Genomic DNA, 15531 nt, shown 5'->3' on the forward strand with positions numbered 1-15531 from the left:
CCGCGCGCGATCAATCGTCCATGGGCAAAGAATCGCAGTTGCCCAGGTCGGAGGGCGGCTGCTGGGGCAACTGGCGCACCGCGTCGCGCAGGGCGGTGCGCAGGCCCTCTTCCAGCACGGGGTGATAGATGGGCGCACGCAGCAACTCATGCACGGTCAGTTGCTGCTGCACGGCCAGGGCCAGCAGATGGGCCAGATGCTCGCCGCCCGGTGCGCACATTTCCGCGCCCAGCAGCCGGCCGCTGGCCGTGTCCGCATAGACATGAAGCAGGCCCGCGTTGCGCTGCGCAGCGCGTGCACGCCCCTGGTGCGCGAAATCCACGCGGCCCACCACGAAGTCCTGGCCCAGCAGCGCCTTCATGTGCTGGCCCACGACGGCCGCGTTGGGCGAGCTGAAGACAATGGACAGCGGCGTGCGCCGCTCGAAGCAGGCCACGTTCTCTGCCATGGCGTTGGTGCCGGCAATATGGCCTTCGTCCACAGCCTCATGCAACAAGGGGCGGTCGCCATTGGCATCGCCCGCGAGGAACAGCGGCAGCTCGCCGACCTGCAGTGTCTCGCGGCTCACGGGCGGCTGCCCATGCTCGTCCAGCTCAAGTCCCAGCGTCTCCAGCCCCAGGCCTTCCAGCTGCGGGCGCCGGCCCATGGCGGCCACCACGTGGTCCACGACGATGCGGGTGTCGCCTGCACGCACGACGATGCTGCTGTCCGGGCCCTTGCTCAACTGCACTTCATGGTCGGTGATCACCACCATCTCTTTCTCAAGCAGATGCCGCAATGCGTCGGTGACATTCGGGTCGGACAGGCCCGCCAGCTTCGGGCCGCGTCCCAATGCGGTGACCTCCAGTCCCAGCCGCGCCAGCGCCTGTGCAATCTCCACGCCCAGCGGACCCAGGCCGACGACGGCCACGCGCGGGCCCAGCGTCTTGCGTTCGAACAAGGTGTCGGTGGTCAGGATGCGCTTGCCAAAGCGCTTCCATTCCTCCGGCACCACGGGGCTGGAGCCCGGAGCGAGGATGAGCTTGCGCGCAGCCAGCACCTTGCCATTGACCTCGATCCGATTGGCTGCCAGCAGCCTGGCACGCCCGTCGATGGCCCGCCAGCCCAGGCCCTCCGTGGCCTTGATCGTGCTTGCCACGAACTCGTCGCGCAGCTTGCGCACGCGGCGCAAAACGGCGGGCAGGTCCAGCTGCAGCCCGCTCGCGCCGCGTATGCCGAAGGTATCGAGGTGATGGCGTGCATGGAAGGCGTTGGCCGCCTCGATCAGCAACTTGGACGGCATGCATCCCACCCGCGCACAGGTCGTCCCCCAGGGCCCGTCGTTGACGATGGCGAAATGCTCCGTGTGCTTGCGCACCTCGCGCAATGCCGACAGTCCGGCCGATCCGGCACCGACGATGATCACGTCGAGGGCGGTGGTGGGTGGGTTTTTCATGCTGTCTGATTCCTTTGACTGTGGCACCAGGTCCCGTGGAGGTCTCCGCTGCCGGTGGATGTGCCGAAAGGTGTGCCGACGGGAGTGCTGACTGAAGTGCCGACTGAAGTGCCGACAGATGGTCGAGATGACTGCCTCGCCTGCCATGGGACATGCGTGCCAGTCTGCATGCTGGCGCTCGCGGCAGTCGTAGGCGAAGGGCCGAAACCGCTGCTGGACATTCAGGCTCGGCCCGTGCCGCGCAGGGGCTAGCCGGATGCCCAGTGTTGCCATGCCGCGCCCGTGCGGCTGCCTGATGCGCCGAAATCCGCTTCCCGCGCAAAGCGCCTGAGGGATGTCTCGGTAACCCTCAAATGGCTGACACGGCACAAGCGGCTTTGCGCTGTTTGCAACCAGCGGCGCAGGGACCAATGAAGCTGCGCCACCATCTCGCCATGCACCTGTGCGCTGTGCAGGCGCAGGCGGCCATCGAGGATGAAGGCCCTCACCGACCGTGCAGAAAGCTGCAGATCCTCGCAGACCTGCCTCAGCCCGACGCCTTCGCGGACCCGGGTGCTCAGGCCGCGCCTGTGCATCTGGCAGCGAACGGAGCGTTCGCTGCGGTCCAGCCGGCGGCAGATCACCTGCACAGGCAGGACGCCGGCCCAGCGTTCGAGTGCCAGCAGTTCTGCGGGACTCCAGCGGCGGCGAATTGCGCCATTCGGCCATGCGCTGTCGGATGTCAGGCAGTGTGTGATTGCCATGGAAAGCCCCCATTCATATGGCGCTGCGCTATGGCATGGCCTGAATCCCGGATGCCGATGAGACAATTATTGATGGGGGATTCTTTTGCAAGCTTTTGATTTTGTTGATTGTTTTTGTTGTTTTGATTGCTGCTCGGATGGACGGCTCCATACCGCGATGCCTATCGTGGAGCCGGGATGCGGATCACGGAAATAGCGTCTGCACCGGCGCGCATATGCCAAGCCCCATGCGGATTTCCTGTTCGGCGCCCGATTTCCATGAACGACTTCTTTGCTTTTTCAGGAGAACCCTTCATGCGCCTTCAGCCAAAGCATTTGAATTTTTCCGTTGCGTGCCTAGCGTTGCTGGCACTGCCGGCCGCGCAGGCCCTGCCCATGCAGGACGTGGGCACGTCGGCAGGCCCGCAATGCGTGGGCCTGGACATCAACAACAGCGGCCATGTCGTGGGTGCCTGTGCAGAGAGCGACGGCTCGTCCGCAGGCTTCGTGTCGCTGGCGCCGGGCAGTGCGGCAGACCTTGTGCGCCTGTCGCCGGGCCGCAACTGCAACGCGGCGGCCATCACCAACAGCGGCCAGGTGGTGGGCAGCTGCCTGGACGGCAATTCGGTGTCCGTGGGCGTGTTCTGGAATGCGGCCACGCCGGCCACGGTGCAGACACTGCAGCCGCTGACGCTCGATGTGCGCAGCATGCCCACGGCATTCAACCAGGGCGGCTATGTGGCAGGCGTCAGCCTGAGCGGCAGCAACACGGCCCGCCCTGTCATGTGGCGCAACAATGAAACCACGGCACGCGCGCTGCCGGCGGGCCTGCTGGGCCTGAACAGCACCAACTGCGTGCCGTCCGATGTGGACAATTTCGTGGTGGGCGGCAACATGCCGGGCATCGTGGGCAACTGTCCCGACAACAGCGGGCATCCGCGTCCTGTCTATTGGTCTGCCGCAGTCCTGGGCGGCTATATGGCCACGGCCCTGAACCTGCCTCTCAATGCCGTCTTCTGCCGCGCAAAGACCGTCGTCAATACCCGCATCATGGGCTACTGCGATTTCGGTGCCCAAGGTGGACGCACCGTCGTCTGGCTCAACTCGTCCTCCAGTCCGCAGGTGCTGTCCATATCGTCCCCGCCCGCGCGAAACAGCGGCGTAGATCTCAACATCCTCGGCGAGGTGATTGGGCACTACCAGATGGCAGACGGGCGCAGCATGCCCTATTACTGGAACAGCCAGACCGGTGTCATCCGCGATATTCCTCCGCTGCCTGGCGGCATGAATGCACGTGTGGTGGATATCGGTGACAACGGAACGGTGGCGGGCCACAGCGAACTGGCCGACGGAAGTTCGCACGCCATCACCTGGACCCCCTTGGGCGGCACCGTGGACCAGGGAACCCTCGCAGGCGGCGAGAACAGTGCGGCCTCGGCACTGAGCCAGGATGGCTGCTACATGACAGGAAGGAGCGAAGTCGCGCAATTGGCCTCGCATGCCTTCGTGCAGAACCTGTGCGCGCCATGAAGGCGCAGCCTCATCTCACACCGTGCATAAAGGAAATACCATGAAGATGCGATATCCAAGACTTGCAACCACACTGGCAATTGTTGTGTGCGGGCTCTGGGTCCCTGCTGTGCAAGCGAACGGCATTTCATTCGAGAATTTTTCCTCCTCCAATACAGTGCAGGCTTTTGGAGGCTCAACTTCCATGATGTCTCCGATCATGGGCAGGGGAACGGGCGATTCGTCGAACTCGAAGGAGCTGCTTCGCCGCATGATGGCTTTGGATATAGAGTTGCTACCACTTCTAATGATAGCGAAAGGAGTATGAGCATACTTGCGATATGAATGCACCTGTGGGAAACAGGGGCGATATCGCAATGGTGGCTTGCCACAGCGAACTGGCCGATGAGAGCTTTCGCTCCAGGCGCCCACAGGCAACGCATGCATTTGTGCAGAACCTGTGCATTCCCTGGTCGTTAGTATCAATTCAAAAACGATGAGATAAAGGGGTTGAAATGAGATTTCGATATGAAAAATCATTGTCCACTATGGTGGTATTTATTGTTTTAATGTCCTCCTCCGCGCTGCATGCGAAGAATATTTATTTTTCGGAAGATGGTCTAATAAATTTGGAAAATAGCAGCCTGCATGCGAATGATGGTTCACTTAAATCTATCATTTGTGGCACTATTTTGCTATTGGAAATTGACGAGCGGCTAGTTGGTTATTGCCTGAGGTAGTCCTTTGGGAAATTTCATTAGCCAGGCCTTGAAAACAGGCTGTGCAAACTATTTAATTTGACATGGCTTGTTGTCCCGGCTTGCGATTTTGCATTGAGGGTATTCGATGGGTGATCATCAGTATCAAATCAGTCTGGCAATGCCATGCGGCCCAGCCTTCCTGGGCGCCCGTTCCGGCGCAGGGGCATCGTCGGCCATCAACTTCCCCATCAGGCCGCGCAGGATTGCCAGCGTCGGCGCCTCGCTGCGCTGACGCAGCGTAACCAGCCCGAAGCGGGCGGTGCTGCGCATGGGCGGGTCCATGGGCAATTCGGCCAGGTCCGGGGCGACGGCGCGCACGGCCAGCAGCACGGTGTCGCTGTTGCGCGCAACGTCCACGAGGCTGGGCAACTCCTCGCACTGCAGTGTGACGAACCGCGCCGGGTGGGCCATGGCGCCATAGGTCTCCACCAGCAGCCAGGCCACCTGGTCGCTCAGCGGGGTGGAGGCGACGGGGTAGCGCTGCACATCCTCGAAGCGCAGATCCCGCTGCAGGCGGGCCAGTGGATGGTCGGTGCGGCACATGAAGGCGGCGCGCATTTCGTGCACGACGTCCAGCGCAAGGTCGGGTGCGGGCCGCAGCGCGCGCAGGTCCACGACCAGGGCGTCGAGCAGGCGCTCGCGTAGCGAGTGCACCAGCAGATCGGTGCTGCCGCGCGCCACCTCGGTTCGCACGCCGGGATGGTGCACGGTCATGTGCTGCAGGAACGGCGTCATCAATATTGCGCCGGGGCCCGATCCCAGGCCCACACGCACAGTGCCGGCCGCACCCTCGCGCAATTGGCGCCCCCTGTCACGCAGCGCGTCGGCTTCAGCCACCAGGGCGCGTGCCCGTCCCAGCATCTCGCGGCCGAAGGCTGTGAGTTCGCTGTGGCGGCCGATGCGGTCGAACAAGGGTATGCCCAGCTCCTGCTCCAGCGCGCGCACGCTGCGGCTGAGGGCCGGCTGTGTCAGATGCATGGCCTCGGCCGAGCGGCTGAAGGAGCCGGTCTGCGCCACCGATATGAGATGCCTGAGCTGCACCAGCGTCATGATTTTTCGCGCCCTGAAGTCTGCATGAAACTCATGCTAATGCAGCCAACAATGCATTGGACGTTCGATGACCCGGCTCCTAGGATGCCGCGTATCCGGCCGACCGAGCCGGAGCCATCCACCAAGGAGACATGATGAGATTTTTGTTCCAGCGCGTTTGGCTGACGGGCGCCGGCCTGTTGCTGAGCGCGGGCCTGGCCTGTGCGCAGAGCCCGTCCTCCAGGCCCGTGAGCCTGATGGTTCCCTATCCGGCCGGCGGCCCTTCGGACGCCATTGCCCGCATCTTCAGCGTGCCGCTGTCCAAGGCGCTGGGCCAGCAGGTCATCGTGGAGAACCTGGGCGGCGTGAGCGGTGCCATGGCCGCGCAGAAGGTGCTGGCAGCGCCGCCTGACGGGCACTACGTCTTCCAGGGCTCGCCCAACGAGGTGATCCTGTCGCCGCTGGCCAATGCGGCCGTGCGTCTCAAGGCAGAGGATTTCCGACTGGTCCATCCCGTGGCCGAGGCTGTGATGGTGTTTGTCGCCCGCAAGGACCTGGAGGCCGGCAATGTGGATGAGCTGATCGCGCTGGCCCGCAAAAGCGCCAGCCGGCCGCTGTCGTACGGCAGCGTCGGGATTGGCTCGCTCTACCACCTGATTCTGGAGAAGGTGCAGCAGGACGCTGGCATACAACTCATGCATGCGCCCTACAAGGGCAACGCGCCGCTGCTGCAGGACATAGGCAGCGGGCAAGTCGATTTCGCTGTGCTCGTCTACAGCGCTGCCATGGGCGCGCTGGCCGAGCAGGGCCGGCTCAAGATCCTGGGCCAGCTGGGGGAGCAGCGATCGGAGCTGCTCAAGAATGTGCCCACGGTGCGTGAGGGCCGGGAGCTGAAAAACTTCGCCTACAAGACTTGGACCAGCTTCCTGGTGCGCAAGGACACGCCGCAGGAGGTGGTGCAAAGGCTGCACCAGGCGATAGGCGCCATGCTCAAGGACCCGGGCGTGCGCGAGCAACTGGCCCTGCAGACCCAACTGGCCGCGGCGCCCATGTCGCTGGCCGAAGCGGCGCAGTTCTATGAGGCCGAGACGGCCCGCTACCGCAGCATTGCCCGCTCCATCCGCCTGCAACCCCAGTGAGACGCCGCACATGAACACCCTTCTGGACACTTTGCGCGGCTCGGCCGCAGCCTTCGTCGAGCTGCGCCGCGACATCCACAGGCACCCCGAGCTCGGCTTCGAGGAACATCGCACCAGCGCCCTGGTCGCGCAGCAACTGGAGCAATGGGGATACGAGGTGGAACGCGGCCTGGGCGGCACGGGCGTGGTGGGGCGGCTGGTGCGCGGCAGCGGCCACCGGCGCCTGGGCCTGCGCGCCGACATGGATGCGCTGCCCATCACCGAGGCCAATGAATTCGCCCATGCCAGCACGCATGCCGGCGTCATGCATGCCTGCGGCCATGACGGCCATACCGCCATGCTGCTGGCAGCGGCCCGGCATCTGGCCGAGCACGGCGGCTTCGACGGAACGCTCACGCTGATCTTTCAGCCTGCGGAGGAGGGCGGCGGCGGGGCCTTGCGCATGATGGAAGACGGGCTGTTCGAGCGACATCCCTGCGACGCCATCTTTGCCATGCACAACATGCCGGGCCTGCCCCAGGGAAGGCTGGCCTTGCGCGAGGGCGCAGCCATGGCGTCCTCCGACTACGCCACGCTCACGCTCACCGGGGTGGGCGGGCATGGTGCCATGCCGCACCGCGCGGCCGACCCCATCGTTGCGGCCGCCAGCATCGTCATGGCCTTGCAGACCATCGTCTCGCGCAACATCGATCCGCTGCAGATGGCGGTGGTGACCGTGGGCGCCATCCATGCGGGCAAGGCCAACAACGTGATCGCCCACAGCGCGGTGCTGGAGTTGAGCGTGCGTGCGCTGGACCCCGAAGTGCGCAGCCAGCTGCAGCGGCGCATTCGAGAACTGGTGGATGCGCAGGCTGCCAGCTTGGGCGTGCAGGCCCGGCTTGACTGGCGGCCGGGCTATGCCGTGCTGGTCAACACGCCACAGGAAACCGAGTTTGCGCGGCGCGTGGCCCTGGAGCTTCTGGGTCCCGATCACGTGACGCTGCAGGCGCCGCCCCTGCCCGGCAGCGAGGACTTTGCCTTCATGCTGCAACGCGTGCCCGGCAGCTACCTGCTGATCGGCAATGGCCATGCAAGCGAGCAGGGCGCCTGCATGGTGCACAACCCGGGCTATGACTTCAACGACGACAACATCGCCGTGGGAGCGGCGTACTGGGTTCTGCTGGCGCAGCGGTTTCTGGTGGCCGGTTGAACGGGTTCGGCCCGGCGCATTTCACTCGCCGTGGTGGATCTCCATCCAGCCCACGCGTCCTTGTCCGCCCTCATTGAGGCGGCCCACAAAGCCTTCAGCCTGCGACTGCGGCAGGCGCAGATCGAACTGCACCAGCGATCCATGCTCGACCTGGAGCAATTCGGCGCCTGCCGCCTCGATCTCGCGCCGCACCAGGCCTTCGAGCGCATAAGGGACACTGCAGCGCAGCAATTGCATGCGCTGCAGCGTCACCTTTTCGGCGGTCAGCAAGGCCTGGGCCACGGCATCGGTGTAGGCACGGACCAGGCCGCCGGCGCCCAGCTTGACGCCGCCGAAGTAGCGCACCACGGTGGCCAGCACGCCTTCCAGGTCCTGGTGGCGCAGCACGTCCAGCATGGGGCGGCCTGCCGTGCCGCTGGGCTCGCCGTCATCGACGGCTGCCGACTGGCCGCCTGCCAGCAGCGCCCAGCAGACATGGGCGGCGCCGGGGTGCTCGCGCCATAGCGCATCGACCACCGCCTGGGCGCTGGCGCGGTCGGCCATCGGCTGCACGCAACCGATGAAGCGGCTTTTCTTGATGAGGAGTTCGCTGTGCGCGGGCGCGCGGAGTGTCTGTGGCATGGAGGGCGGCAAGCTTACCCGATCGTCCCTGGCCCGGGGTTTGGCGCATGGATTCATTACGCCTTTATTACGAAGCGCTACACATTTGTGAGCATGCGTACCTTGTGTTATTTCAGCTTCAGAGGGTTGCATCCAGGTTTGTCCTACAGAAATCGTGAAAGATTCGCAGTAAGCTTTCTGTCAAGGAGGCGCAACCATGAACACCCCACCTTCCCGCGATCCCGTTCTCACCGAACACACCTTTGGCCGCGATCATTTCAGTCCTCCGCCCATGGCGTTGGAGCAGGCAGGCCAGGACCATGAAGCCGCCGGTGGCGGCCTTCCTCTGGACCTGGACCAGCGCATTCGCAACGTAGGCGAATGGTGATGGCTGCAGCCGTGCAGCCAAGGGCCATCCGGCCAGGCTGAGCGGCTCCAACGACCGCCGACAGGAACGCAGCAGGCAATGGCCTCGCTGCGCTGGATTTATCATTCCAACATCTTCACCCAGGCCGGCTGCGCAATGCACCGGCCTTTTTGCATTCCTGCCACAGCCTGTTCCCGCACCCATGAGCAATGACACCATTCGCAGCCATTGGCTGCTGGCACCTGCCTGCGCCAGCGATGCCAGCCTGCCTGTGCCGCTGGGCGATGTGACGGCGCTGCTGGAGCAGGTGGGCCGTTCCAGCGGCAGCAGCGACGAGGTGGCCGGGCAGCTGCTGCACTTGCTGGGCCGGCATGTGCCGTTGGCGCAGTGCACGATCTTTTCGTTCCAGGGGCGATCTCGGCCGCGCATCGTGGGGTTCGGGGACCGGGCACGCACAGGCGCACTGCCTTTGATTTCCCAGGATTACAGCGAGCGCTTCTATCCACTGGACGGCGCGCAGCGCGTGATGCAGTCCGAGCTGGCGCGGCAGCAGCGCAATCCCCAGGCGCCAGCGCGCGTCTGGCTCCATCGCCAGAAGCCTTCGGACGTGAGCCATCCCGAGTACCGCCGTGTCTGCTATGACCTGCCCCGCCTGGTGGAGCGGCTTTCGCTGCTGACCCTGCAGACCGGCGCACGCTGGCTGGCGGTGAATCTGTACCGGGGTGAGGAGCACAGCGGCTTTGACCCGCAGTCCATTGCACGCATCGAGGCCTTTGCTCCGCTGGTCATGCAGGCCATGCGCCTGCATTACGCGGGCCAGGCCCTGCAGGACGATCTGGCGGGCCTGGTGCTGGCGCGCCTGGCGCGGCGCTTTGCGCATCTCACGCAACGCGATATGGATGTGGTGCGCTGCGTGGTCGAGGGGCTGGACACCGAGCGGCTGGCGCAGCGCCTGGGCATCACGGTGGCCAGTGCCCGGACCTATCTCAAGCGCGTCTGCGGCAAGCTGGGCGTGCAGGGGCAGCGCGAGCTGTTTGCCTTGCTGATGGAGCCCGAGGCGCTGTCCTGAGCCTGGGGGCTGGAGGGTCCTGTCTGTCCCCATCCGGGGACATTGCCGGAGCGGGGGCTGCCTACACTGCGGCCTCACAAAGACGCAAGACGCAAGACGGAGACATCCATGCACCAGCCCCATGCCCAGCCGCGGCATTCCATCTACTACCGGTACCGGGTGCACCAGCCCTGGCTGCCTTCGCAGCATCCAGGGGTGCAGCGCCATCCTGTCGTCATCGTCGGCACGGGCCCTGTGGGGCTGACCACGGCGCTGGAGCTGGCGCGCCACGGCCAGCGCTGCGTGCTGCTGGAGTCCGAACTGCAGGTGTCCGAAGGCAGCCGCGCCATCGTCTTCACGCGCCGCTCCATGGAGATCCTGCAGCAGGTGGGCGTGGCCGAGCGGGTCATGGCGAACGCCTTGCCCTGGCGCTGTGGCAACTCGTTCTACCGGGGGCAGCGCGTGTTCCGCATGGAGGCGCCGCACAGCGATGACGATCGCTTCCATCCCATGACCAATCTGCAGCAGCAGTACCTGGAGGAATACCTGGTCGATGCGGTGCTGGCCCATCCGCTGATCGAGCTGCGCTGGGGCAACCGCGTGGACCGGGTGGAGCAGGTCGGCAACGGCGCCGCCGCAAAGGCGCGGCTGCAAGTGGACACGCCGCAAGGCCCGTATGCGATGGAGGCCGACTGGCTGGTCGCCGCCGATGGCGCCCGCTCCGGCATACGCACGGCCATGGGCCTGGTGATGGAGGGGGCGTCGTACGAGGGCCGCTTCGTGATCGCCGACATCCGCATCGACCTGCCACTGCCCACGGAGCGCCTGGCCTTCTTCGACCCGGTCTGGAACCCCGGCAACACCATCCTCATGCACCGCGAGCCGCATGGCATCTGGCGCGTGGACTACCAACTGCCTGCGGGCGAGGACGCGCAGCAGGCGCTGCAGCCCGAATCGCTCAAGGCGCGCATCGACGCGCAGCTGCAGATGATCGGCTTCGGCGGCACGCCCTGGGAAATGGACTGGAGTTCGGTCTACTCCGCCCGCGCGCTGACCTTGCCGGACTATGTGCACGGCCGCGTGATCTTCGCGGGCGATGCGGCCCACATGCTGCCCATCTTCGGCGTGCGCGGTGCCAACACGGGTTTTCAGGATGCCCAGGCCCTGGCCTGGCGGCTGGCCCTGGTGGCGCGCGGCGTGGCGCCGGTGAGGCTGCTGGACAGCTACAGCGGCGAGCGCGTGGGCGCGGCGCGCGAGATTGTCGAAGAGGCCGGCAAGAGCACGCGCTTCATGGCGCCGCCCTCGCGCGGCTTCCGGCTGCTGCGCGATGCCGTGCTGTCGCTGTCGCTCACCCAGGAATTCGTGCGGCCGCTGTACCACTGGCGCACCTCCCGGCCGCACGAATACGCGCACTCGCCGCTCAACAGCGCGGATGACGACAACCACCTGTTTGAAGCCGGCCCTGGCCATGGCGCACCGCCGCTGAACCTGCGCCTGGGGACCGATGACTATTTGCTGGACCACCTGGGCGGTGGATTCGACCTGCTGTATTTCACCGATGGCACGCCCGTGCCTGCCCCGTGGTGCGAAGTTGCCAGGATGGTGCGCGGCCGTGGCGTGGGCCTGCGCATCGTGGCCATCTCCAGCCAGGCGGCCGCGCAGCCGGTCCAGGGTGCCGATCTGACCCTGGCCGATGCAGATGGCCGCTGCCGTGCACGCCATGGCGTGCCGGCAGGGCACCCGCCCGGCGCCGCCTATCTGCTGCGGCCCGATCAGCATGTCTGCGCGCGCTGGCTGGCGCTGGATGCCCGGCGCCTGCAATCGGCCATCGACAACGCCACCTGCACGCAAGGAGTTCCGGCATGAGCCAAGAACAGACATCACCCCACACCCTCGATATCGCCGGCCTGGAAACTGTCTACGACCAGCTGGCCACAGCCATCGACACGGCGGGCCCGCAGCGGTCCGAGCTGTTCCTGGTCAAGCTGGCGCTGCTGGCGGCCGAACGGCTGGGCAGCGCGTCCGTGTTCTCGGAGCTGGTGCAGGCGGCGCAGCAGGATCTCTAGTGCGTAGTCGCGCTCCAGGGAAAACCGCTATCGCTGTCGGGGCGCCGACGGGCCGTGGCATGGGCGGCACTGGCTAACATCGGCCCGAAAACAAGGGTCCCGCGAGCCATGGATGTACTCAGTGAAGTTCTCGATATTTGCCGCTCGGAGCGCGCCGTCACGGCGCGCTTTGCGCTGACGGCGCCGTGGAGCCTGAAGTCCACGGGCGTCACCGGCGCCATGATCCGCATGGCGCGCGGCGCGCCTTACTGGATCCAGGTGGAGGGCATGCCGGCGCTGCGGGTCGACCCCGGCGATCTGGTCATGCTGCCCATGGGCGCCGCGCATGTGGTGGCGTCCGACATGGACGTTGCCAGCGAGCTGTTCTCGCGCATGATCGCCCGCCACGCCGAAGGACCGCGGGACGAGAATCCCCTGGTCTTCAGCCATGGCGGCGGCGGCGAGGCCACGGACATGTTTTCGGCCCTGTTGTGGTTTTCCGCCTACTGCCGTCATTCGGTGTTCCGCATCCTGCCGCCGCTGATCCACATCCGGGCAAGCGGCCTGCCGCTGGCCGACTGCCTGGCCACCACCATGGAGTCGCTCACGCTGGAGACGCTGGCGCGGCGCCCGGGCTGGCGCCTGTCGGCCGCGCGCATGGGCGAACTGCTGCTGGTCAACATCCTGCGCGAGCACCTGGCGCGCGAGGCCGCCGTGGGTGAAGGCTGGCTGCGGGGCCTGGGCGACGCCTGTGTTGCGCGTGCCCTGGTGTGCATGCACCGCGAACCGCAGCGGGCCTGGAGCGTGGAGACGCTGGCCATCGAGGCCGGCATGTCGCGCACCCGCTTCAGCATGCGTTTCAAGGAGCTGGTGGGTGCCACGCCCATCGGCTATCTGACGGCGCACCGCATGGCGCTGGCCGCCCAGCAGATGGAGGCCGGCGGGCTGTCATCGGCCCGCATCGCCGAGAACGCGGGCTACGACTCGCCGAAGGTGTTTGCACGGGCATTTCGCCGCTGGTCCGGGCACACGCCCAAGGCCTGGCTGGCGCAGGAGGCCGCAAAGAGGTCGGGCTGGCAGCAGCAGGAAGGCCGTATCAGGGGGCTGGAGCAAGACCCTTGACCAGCAGGGTTGAGTGCCGAAACGTACACTGGCCGGTTCCTTCCGCACAGGCTCCCAGAAGCCGAACCGCCCATCATGAACGCCCCCGTTGACGTTTCCTTCTTCCATCGCGCCGCCAAGCCGCTGACCAGCTATCGTCCTTACTGGGCCAAGCGCTTCGGCACGGCCCCGTTCCTGCCGATGAGCCGGGCCGAGATGGAACAGCTTGGCTGGGACAGCTGCGACGTGATCCTGGTGACGGGCGACGCCTATGTGGATCACCCCAGCTTCGGCATGTCGGTGATCGGCCGGGTGCTGGAGGCACAGGGCTTTCGCGTGGGCATCATTGCCCAGCCTGACTGGCAAAGCGCCGAGGCCTTCAAGGCCCTGGGCCGGCCCAACCTGTTCTGGGGCGTGACGGCGGGCAACATGGATTCCATGATCAACCGCTACACGGCCGATCGCAAGATCCGCTCCGACGATGCCTACACGCCGGGCGACGTGGGCGGCAAGCGCCCTGACCGCGCGGCCATCGTCTACAGCCAGCGCTGCCGCGAGGCCTACAAGGACGTGCCCATCGTGCTGGGCGGCATCGAGGGCAGCCTGCGCCGCATCGCCCACTACGACTACTGGAGCGACAAGGTGCGCCGCTCCATCGTCGTGGACAGCAAGTGCGACATCCTGCTGTACGGCAACGCCGAACGCGCACTGGTCGAGGTGGCCCACCGCCTGGCTGCGCGCGAGCCCGTGGAAAGCATTACCGATGTGCGCGGCACGGCCTTCTTCCGCCGCGAGTCGGAAGCGGGCTGGTTCGAGCTGGATTCCTCCGTGGTGGACGAGCCCGGCGTGGTCGAGCCCCACATCAACCCCTACATGACCACCAGCGAGCAGGCCGAGGCCCAGGGCCAGACCTGCTCCAAGGAAGAGGGTGATGCCGACGCGAAGCCGGACGGCGCCTCGGTCGCCGCCGTTCAGACCATCCAGTTCGTGCCCAACCCGTCGCTGCGCGGCAAGGGCAAGCAGCCGCCGCGCGACAAGACCGTGCTGCGCCTGCCCAGCTACGAGCAGGTCAAGGCCGATCCCATCCTCTACGCCCACGCCAACCGCGTGCTGCACCTGGAGACCAATCCCGGCAACGCCCGCGCCCTGGTCCAGGCCCACGGCGAAGGCGTGACCGCGCGCGATGTGTGGCTGAACCCGCCCCCCATCCCGCTGACCACCGCCGAGATGGACTGGGTCTTTGGCCTGCCGTATGCGCGCAGCCCCCATCCCAGCTATGCCGACGCCAACGGCAGCCATGAGGGCGAGACCAAGATCCCGGCCTGGGAGATGATCCGCACCTCGGTCAACATCATGCGCGGCTGCTTCGGCGGCTGCACCTTCTGCTCCATCACCGAGCATGAAGGCCGCATCATCCAGAGCCGCTCCGAGGAGTCCATCATCCAGGAGGTCGAGGACATCCGCGACAAGGTCAAGGGCTTCACCGGCACCATCTCCGACCTGGGCGGCCCCACGGCCAACATGTACCGCCTGGGCTGCAAGAGCCCCGAGATCGAGGCCGCCTGCCGCAAGCCCAGCTGCGTGTTCCCCGGCATCTGCCAGAACCTGCACACCGACCATGCCCCGCTGGTCAAGATCTACCGCCGCGCGCGCAATCTGCCGGGCATCAAGAAGATCCTGATCGGCTCGGGCCTGCGCTACGACCTGGCCGTGAGGTCGCCCGAGTACGTCAAGGAACTGGTGCAGCACCATGTGGGCGGCTACCTGAAGATCGCGCCCGAGCACACCGAATCCGGGCCGCTGACCAAGATGATGAAGCCGGGCATAGGCAGCTATGACCGCTTCAAGCAGATGTTCGAGCAGTTCAGCGAGGAAGCGGGCAAGAAGCAGTACCTGATTCCCTACTTCATCGCCGCTCACCCGGGCACCAGCGACGAGGACATGATGAACCTCGCCATCTGGCTGAAGAAGAACGGATTTCGCGCCGACCAGGTGCAGACCTTCTACCCCAGCCCCATGGCCACGGCCACGGCCATGTACCACTCGGGTCGCAACACCCTCACCAAGGTGCGTCGCCAGATGCGCGACGTGAACGAGGAGTCGGTGGACATCGTGCGCGGTGAAAAGCGCCGTCGCCTGCACAAGGCCTTCCTGCGCTACCACGACCCCAACAACTGGCCGCTGCTGCGCGAGGCCTTGAAGACCATGGGCCGTGCCGACCTCATCGGCAACGGCAAGCAGCACCTGATCCCCACCTTCCAGCCCCTGGTCGATGGCGGCTACCAGAGCGCGCGCCGCAAGAACAGCACCCAGGGAACGGGCGTGGCCGCGCGTGCCGTTGTCTCCCAGCAGGGCAAGGCCTATGCCCTCAACAAGGCCGGTGGCAAGAGTGCGGGGCCGGGCAAGGCGCAGGCACAGGCCCGCGACCCCGGAGGCGACGTGCGCTTGCGCTCCAGCCAGCCCAAGCCCGGCCGCATGCTGACCCAGCACACGGGCCTGCCACCGCGCCCTGGCGTGGGCGGCTCCGCAGGCGCTGCCGGGGCCGGCCGCAAGGCCGCGCCGGGCGGACGCAAGCCGCGCTGACGC

Annotated in this window: 14 protein-coding genes; 10 read left to right on the forward strand and 4 right to left on the reverse strand. The window is 66.0% G+C overall.

Going from position 1 to position 15531, the window contains the following annotated elements; genetic code table 11:
• Nucleotides 1-10 precede the first annotated feature (10 nt).
• Nucleotides 11-1435 carry a dihydrolipoyl dehydrogenase gene (locus AAN986_RS12430; RefSeq protein ID WP_349335686.1) on the reverse strand — a complete coding sequence of 475 codons (1425 nt, stop codon included), beginning with the start codon at nucleotides 1433-1435 and terminating at the stop codon, nucleotides 11-13.
• Nucleotides 1436-1683: 248 nt separating this feature from the next.
• On the reverse strand, nucleotides 1684-2178 hold the full coding sequence (locus AAN986_RS12435; RefSeq protein ID WP_016451677.1) for a hypothetical protein: 495 nt from the start codon (nucleotides 2176-2178) through the stop codon (nucleotides 1684-1686).
• A gap of 294 nt (nucleotides 2179-2472) precedes the next feature.
• On the opposite strand from AAN986_RS12435, the gene AAN986_RS12440 reads away from it, so the two are divergent.
• Nucleotides 2473-3687 carry an HAF family protein gene (locus AAN986_RS12440; RefSeq protein WP_047217060.1) on the forward strand — a complete coding sequence of 405 codons (1215 nt, stop codon included), beginning with the start codon at nucleotides 2473-2475 and terminating at the stop codon, nucleotides 3685-3687.
• Nucleotides 3688-3727: 40 nt separating this feature from the next.
• On the forward strand, nucleotides 3728-3994 hold the full coding sequence (locus AAN986_RS12445) for a hypothetical protein (protein WP_156179749.1): 267 nt from the start codon (nucleotides 3728-3730) through the stop codon (nucleotides 3992-3994).
• 535 nt (nucleotides 3995-4529) lie between these two features.
• On the opposite strand, the gene AAN986_RS12450 is transcribed toward AAN986_RS12445, so the two are convergent.
• Nucleotides 4530-5477 (reverse strand): LysR family transcriptional regulator, encoded by a 948-nt coding sequence (locus AAN986_RS12450; RefSeq protein WP_349335687.1) that lies wholly within the window; start codon nucleotides 5475-5477, stop codon nucleotides 4530-4532.
• A gap of 134 nt (nucleotides 5478-5611) precedes the next feature.
• On the opposite strand from AAN986_RS12450, the gene AAN986_RS12455 reads away from it, so the two are divergent.
• Nucleotides 5612-6595: a tripartite tricarboxylate transporter substrate binding protein gene (locus AAN986_RS12455; protein ID WP_013802199.1), complete on the forward strand. Its 984-nt coding sequence runs from the start codon at nucleotides 5612-5614 to the stop codon at nucleotides 6593-6595.
• A gap of 10 nt (nucleotides 6596-6605) precedes the next feature.
• Nucleotides 6606-7784 (forward strand): M20 aminoacylase family protein, encoded by a 1179-nt coding sequence (locus AAN986_RS12460; protein WP_047217007.1) that lies wholly within the window; start codon nucleotides 6606-6608, stop codon nucleotides 7782-7784.
• A gap of 21 nt (nucleotides 7785-7805) precedes the next feature.
• On the opposite strand, the gene AAN986_RS12465 is transcribed toward AAN986_RS12460, so the two are convergent.
• A complete protein-coding gene (locus AAN986_RS12465) occupies nucleotides 7806-8405 on the reverse strand; it encodes a YigZ family protein (RefSeq protein ID WP_047217008.1) in 600 nt (199 codons plus the stop codon).
• A 196-nt stretch (nucleotides 8406-8601) separates the two neighbouring features.
• Here AAN986_RS12465 and AAN986_RS12470 point away from each other — a divergent pair, with 196 nt between their 5' ends.
• From AAN986_RS12470 to AAN986_RS12495, 6 genes are all read left to right on the forward strand, one after another.
• The gene (locus AAN986_RS12470) at nucleotides 8602-8772 is read left to right on the forward strand and encodes a hypothetical protein (RefSeq protein ID WP_016447134.1); all 171 of its coding nucleotides are present in this window, start codon (nucleotides 8602-8604) and stop codon (nucleotides 8770-8772) included.
• 181 nt (nucleotides 8773-8953) lie between these two features.
• Nucleotides 8954-9820 carry a LuxR C-terminal-related transcriptional regulator gene (locus AAN986_RS12475; protein ID WP_047217009.1) on the forward strand — a complete coding sequence of 289 codons (867 nt, stop codon included), beginning with the start codon at nucleotides 8954-8956 and terminating at the stop codon, nucleotides 9818-9820.
• Nucleotides 9821-9928: 108 nt separating this feature from the next.
• Nucleotides 9929-11665 carry an FAD-dependent monooxygenase gene (locus tag AAN986_RS12480; RefSeq protein ID WP_047217010.1) on the forward strand — a complete coding sequence of 579 codons (1737 nt, stop codon included), beginning with the start codon at nucleotides 9929-9931 and terminating at the stop codon, nucleotides 11663-11665.
• A complete protein-coding gene (locus AAN986_RS12485) occupies nucleotides 11662-11865 on the forward strand; it encodes a hypothetical protein (RefSeq protein ID WP_016447131.1) in 204 nt (67 codons plus the stop codon). The genes AAN986_RS12480 and AAN986_RS12485 overlap by 4 nt, the downstream gene beginning before the upstream one ends.
• Nucleotides 11866-11973: 108 nt before the next feature.
• Nucleotides 11974-12966 (forward strand): AraC family transcriptional regulator, encoded by a 993-nt coding sequence (locus tag AAN986_RS12490; protein ID WP_047217011.1) that lies wholly within the window; start codon nucleotides 11974-11976, stop codon nucleotides 12964-12966.
• A gap of 75 nt (nucleotides 12967-13041) precedes the next feature.
• Complete coding sequence (locus AAN986_RS12495; protein ID WP_047217012.1) at nucleotides 13042-15528, forward strand: YgiQ family radical SAM protein; 2487 nt, start codon at nucleotides 13042-13044, stop codon at nucleotides 15526-15528.
• The last annotated feature ends 3 nt before the right edge of the window (nucleotides 15529-15531 follow it).

The organism is Delftia sp. DS1230 (assembly GCF_040112715.1).
Classification (GTDB): Bacteria; Pseudomonadota; Gammaproteobacteria; order Burkholderiales; family Burkholderiaceae_C; genus Comamonas; species Comamonas tsuruhatensis.

What these genes read in the sequence shown, in the direction of transcription:
- AAN986_RS12490 (WP_047217011.1), top strand. Translation starts at nt 11,974, where the DNA reads ATGGATGTACTCAGTGAAGTTCTCGATATTTGCCGCTCGGAGCGCGCC.
- AAN986_RS12485 (WP_016447131.1), top strand. Translation starts at nt 11,662, where the DNA reads ATGAGCCAAGAACAGACATCACCCCACACCCTCGATATCGCCGGCCTG.
- AAN986_RS12445 (WP_156179749.1), top strand. Translation starts at nt 3,728, where the DNA reads ATGAAGATGCGATATCCAAGACTTGCAACCACACTGGCAATTGTTGTG.
- AAN986_RS12460 (WP_047217007.1), top strand. Translation starts at nt 6,606, where the DNA reads ATGAACACCCTTCTGGACACTTTGCGCGGCTCGGCCGCAGCCTTCGTC.
- AAN986_RS12480 (WP_047217010.1), top strand. Translation starts at nt 9,929, where the DNA reads ATGCACCAGCCCCATGCCCAGCCGCGGCATTCCATCTACTACCGGTAC.
- AAN986_RS12440 (WP_047217060.1), top strand. Translation starts at nt 2,473, where the DNA reads ATGCGCCTTCAGCCAAAGCATTTGAATTTTTCCGTTGCGTGCCTAGCG.
- AAN986_RS12475 (WP_047217009.1), top strand. Translation starts at nt 8,954, where the DNA reads ATGAGCAATGACACCATTCGCAGCCATTGGCTGCTGGCACCTGCCTGC.
- AAN986_RS12430 (WP_349335686.1), bottom strand. Translation starts at nt 1,435, where the DNA reads ATGAAAAACCCACCCACCACCGCCCTCGACGTGATCATCGTCGGTGCC.
- AAN986_RS12495 (WP_047217012.1), top strand. Translation starts at nt 13,042, where the DNA reads ATGAACGCCCCCGTTGACGTTTCCTTCTTCCATCGCGCCGCCAAGCCG.
- AAN986_RS12435 (WP_016451677.1), bottom strand. Translation starts at nt 2,178, where the DNA reads ATGGCAATCACACACTGCCTGACATCCGACAGCGCATGGCCGAATGGC.
- AAN986_RS12450 (WP_349335687.1), bottom strand. Translation starts at nt 5,477, where the DNA reads ATGACGCTGGTGCAGCTCAGGCATCTCATATCGGTGGCGCAGACCGGC.
- AAN986_RS12455 (WP_013802199.1), top strand. Translation starts at nt 5,612, where the DNA reads ATGAGATTTTTGTTCCAGCGCGTTTGGCTGACGGGCGCCGGCCTGTTG.
- AAN986_RS12470 (WP_016447134.1), top strand. Translation starts at nt 8,602, where the DNA reads ATGAACACCCCACCTTCCCGCGATCCCGTTCTCACCGAACACACCTTT.
- AAN986_RS12465 (WP_047217008.1), bottom strand. Translation starts at nt 8,405, where the DNA reads ATGCCACAGACACTCCGCGCGCCCGCGCACAGCGAACTCCTCATCAAG.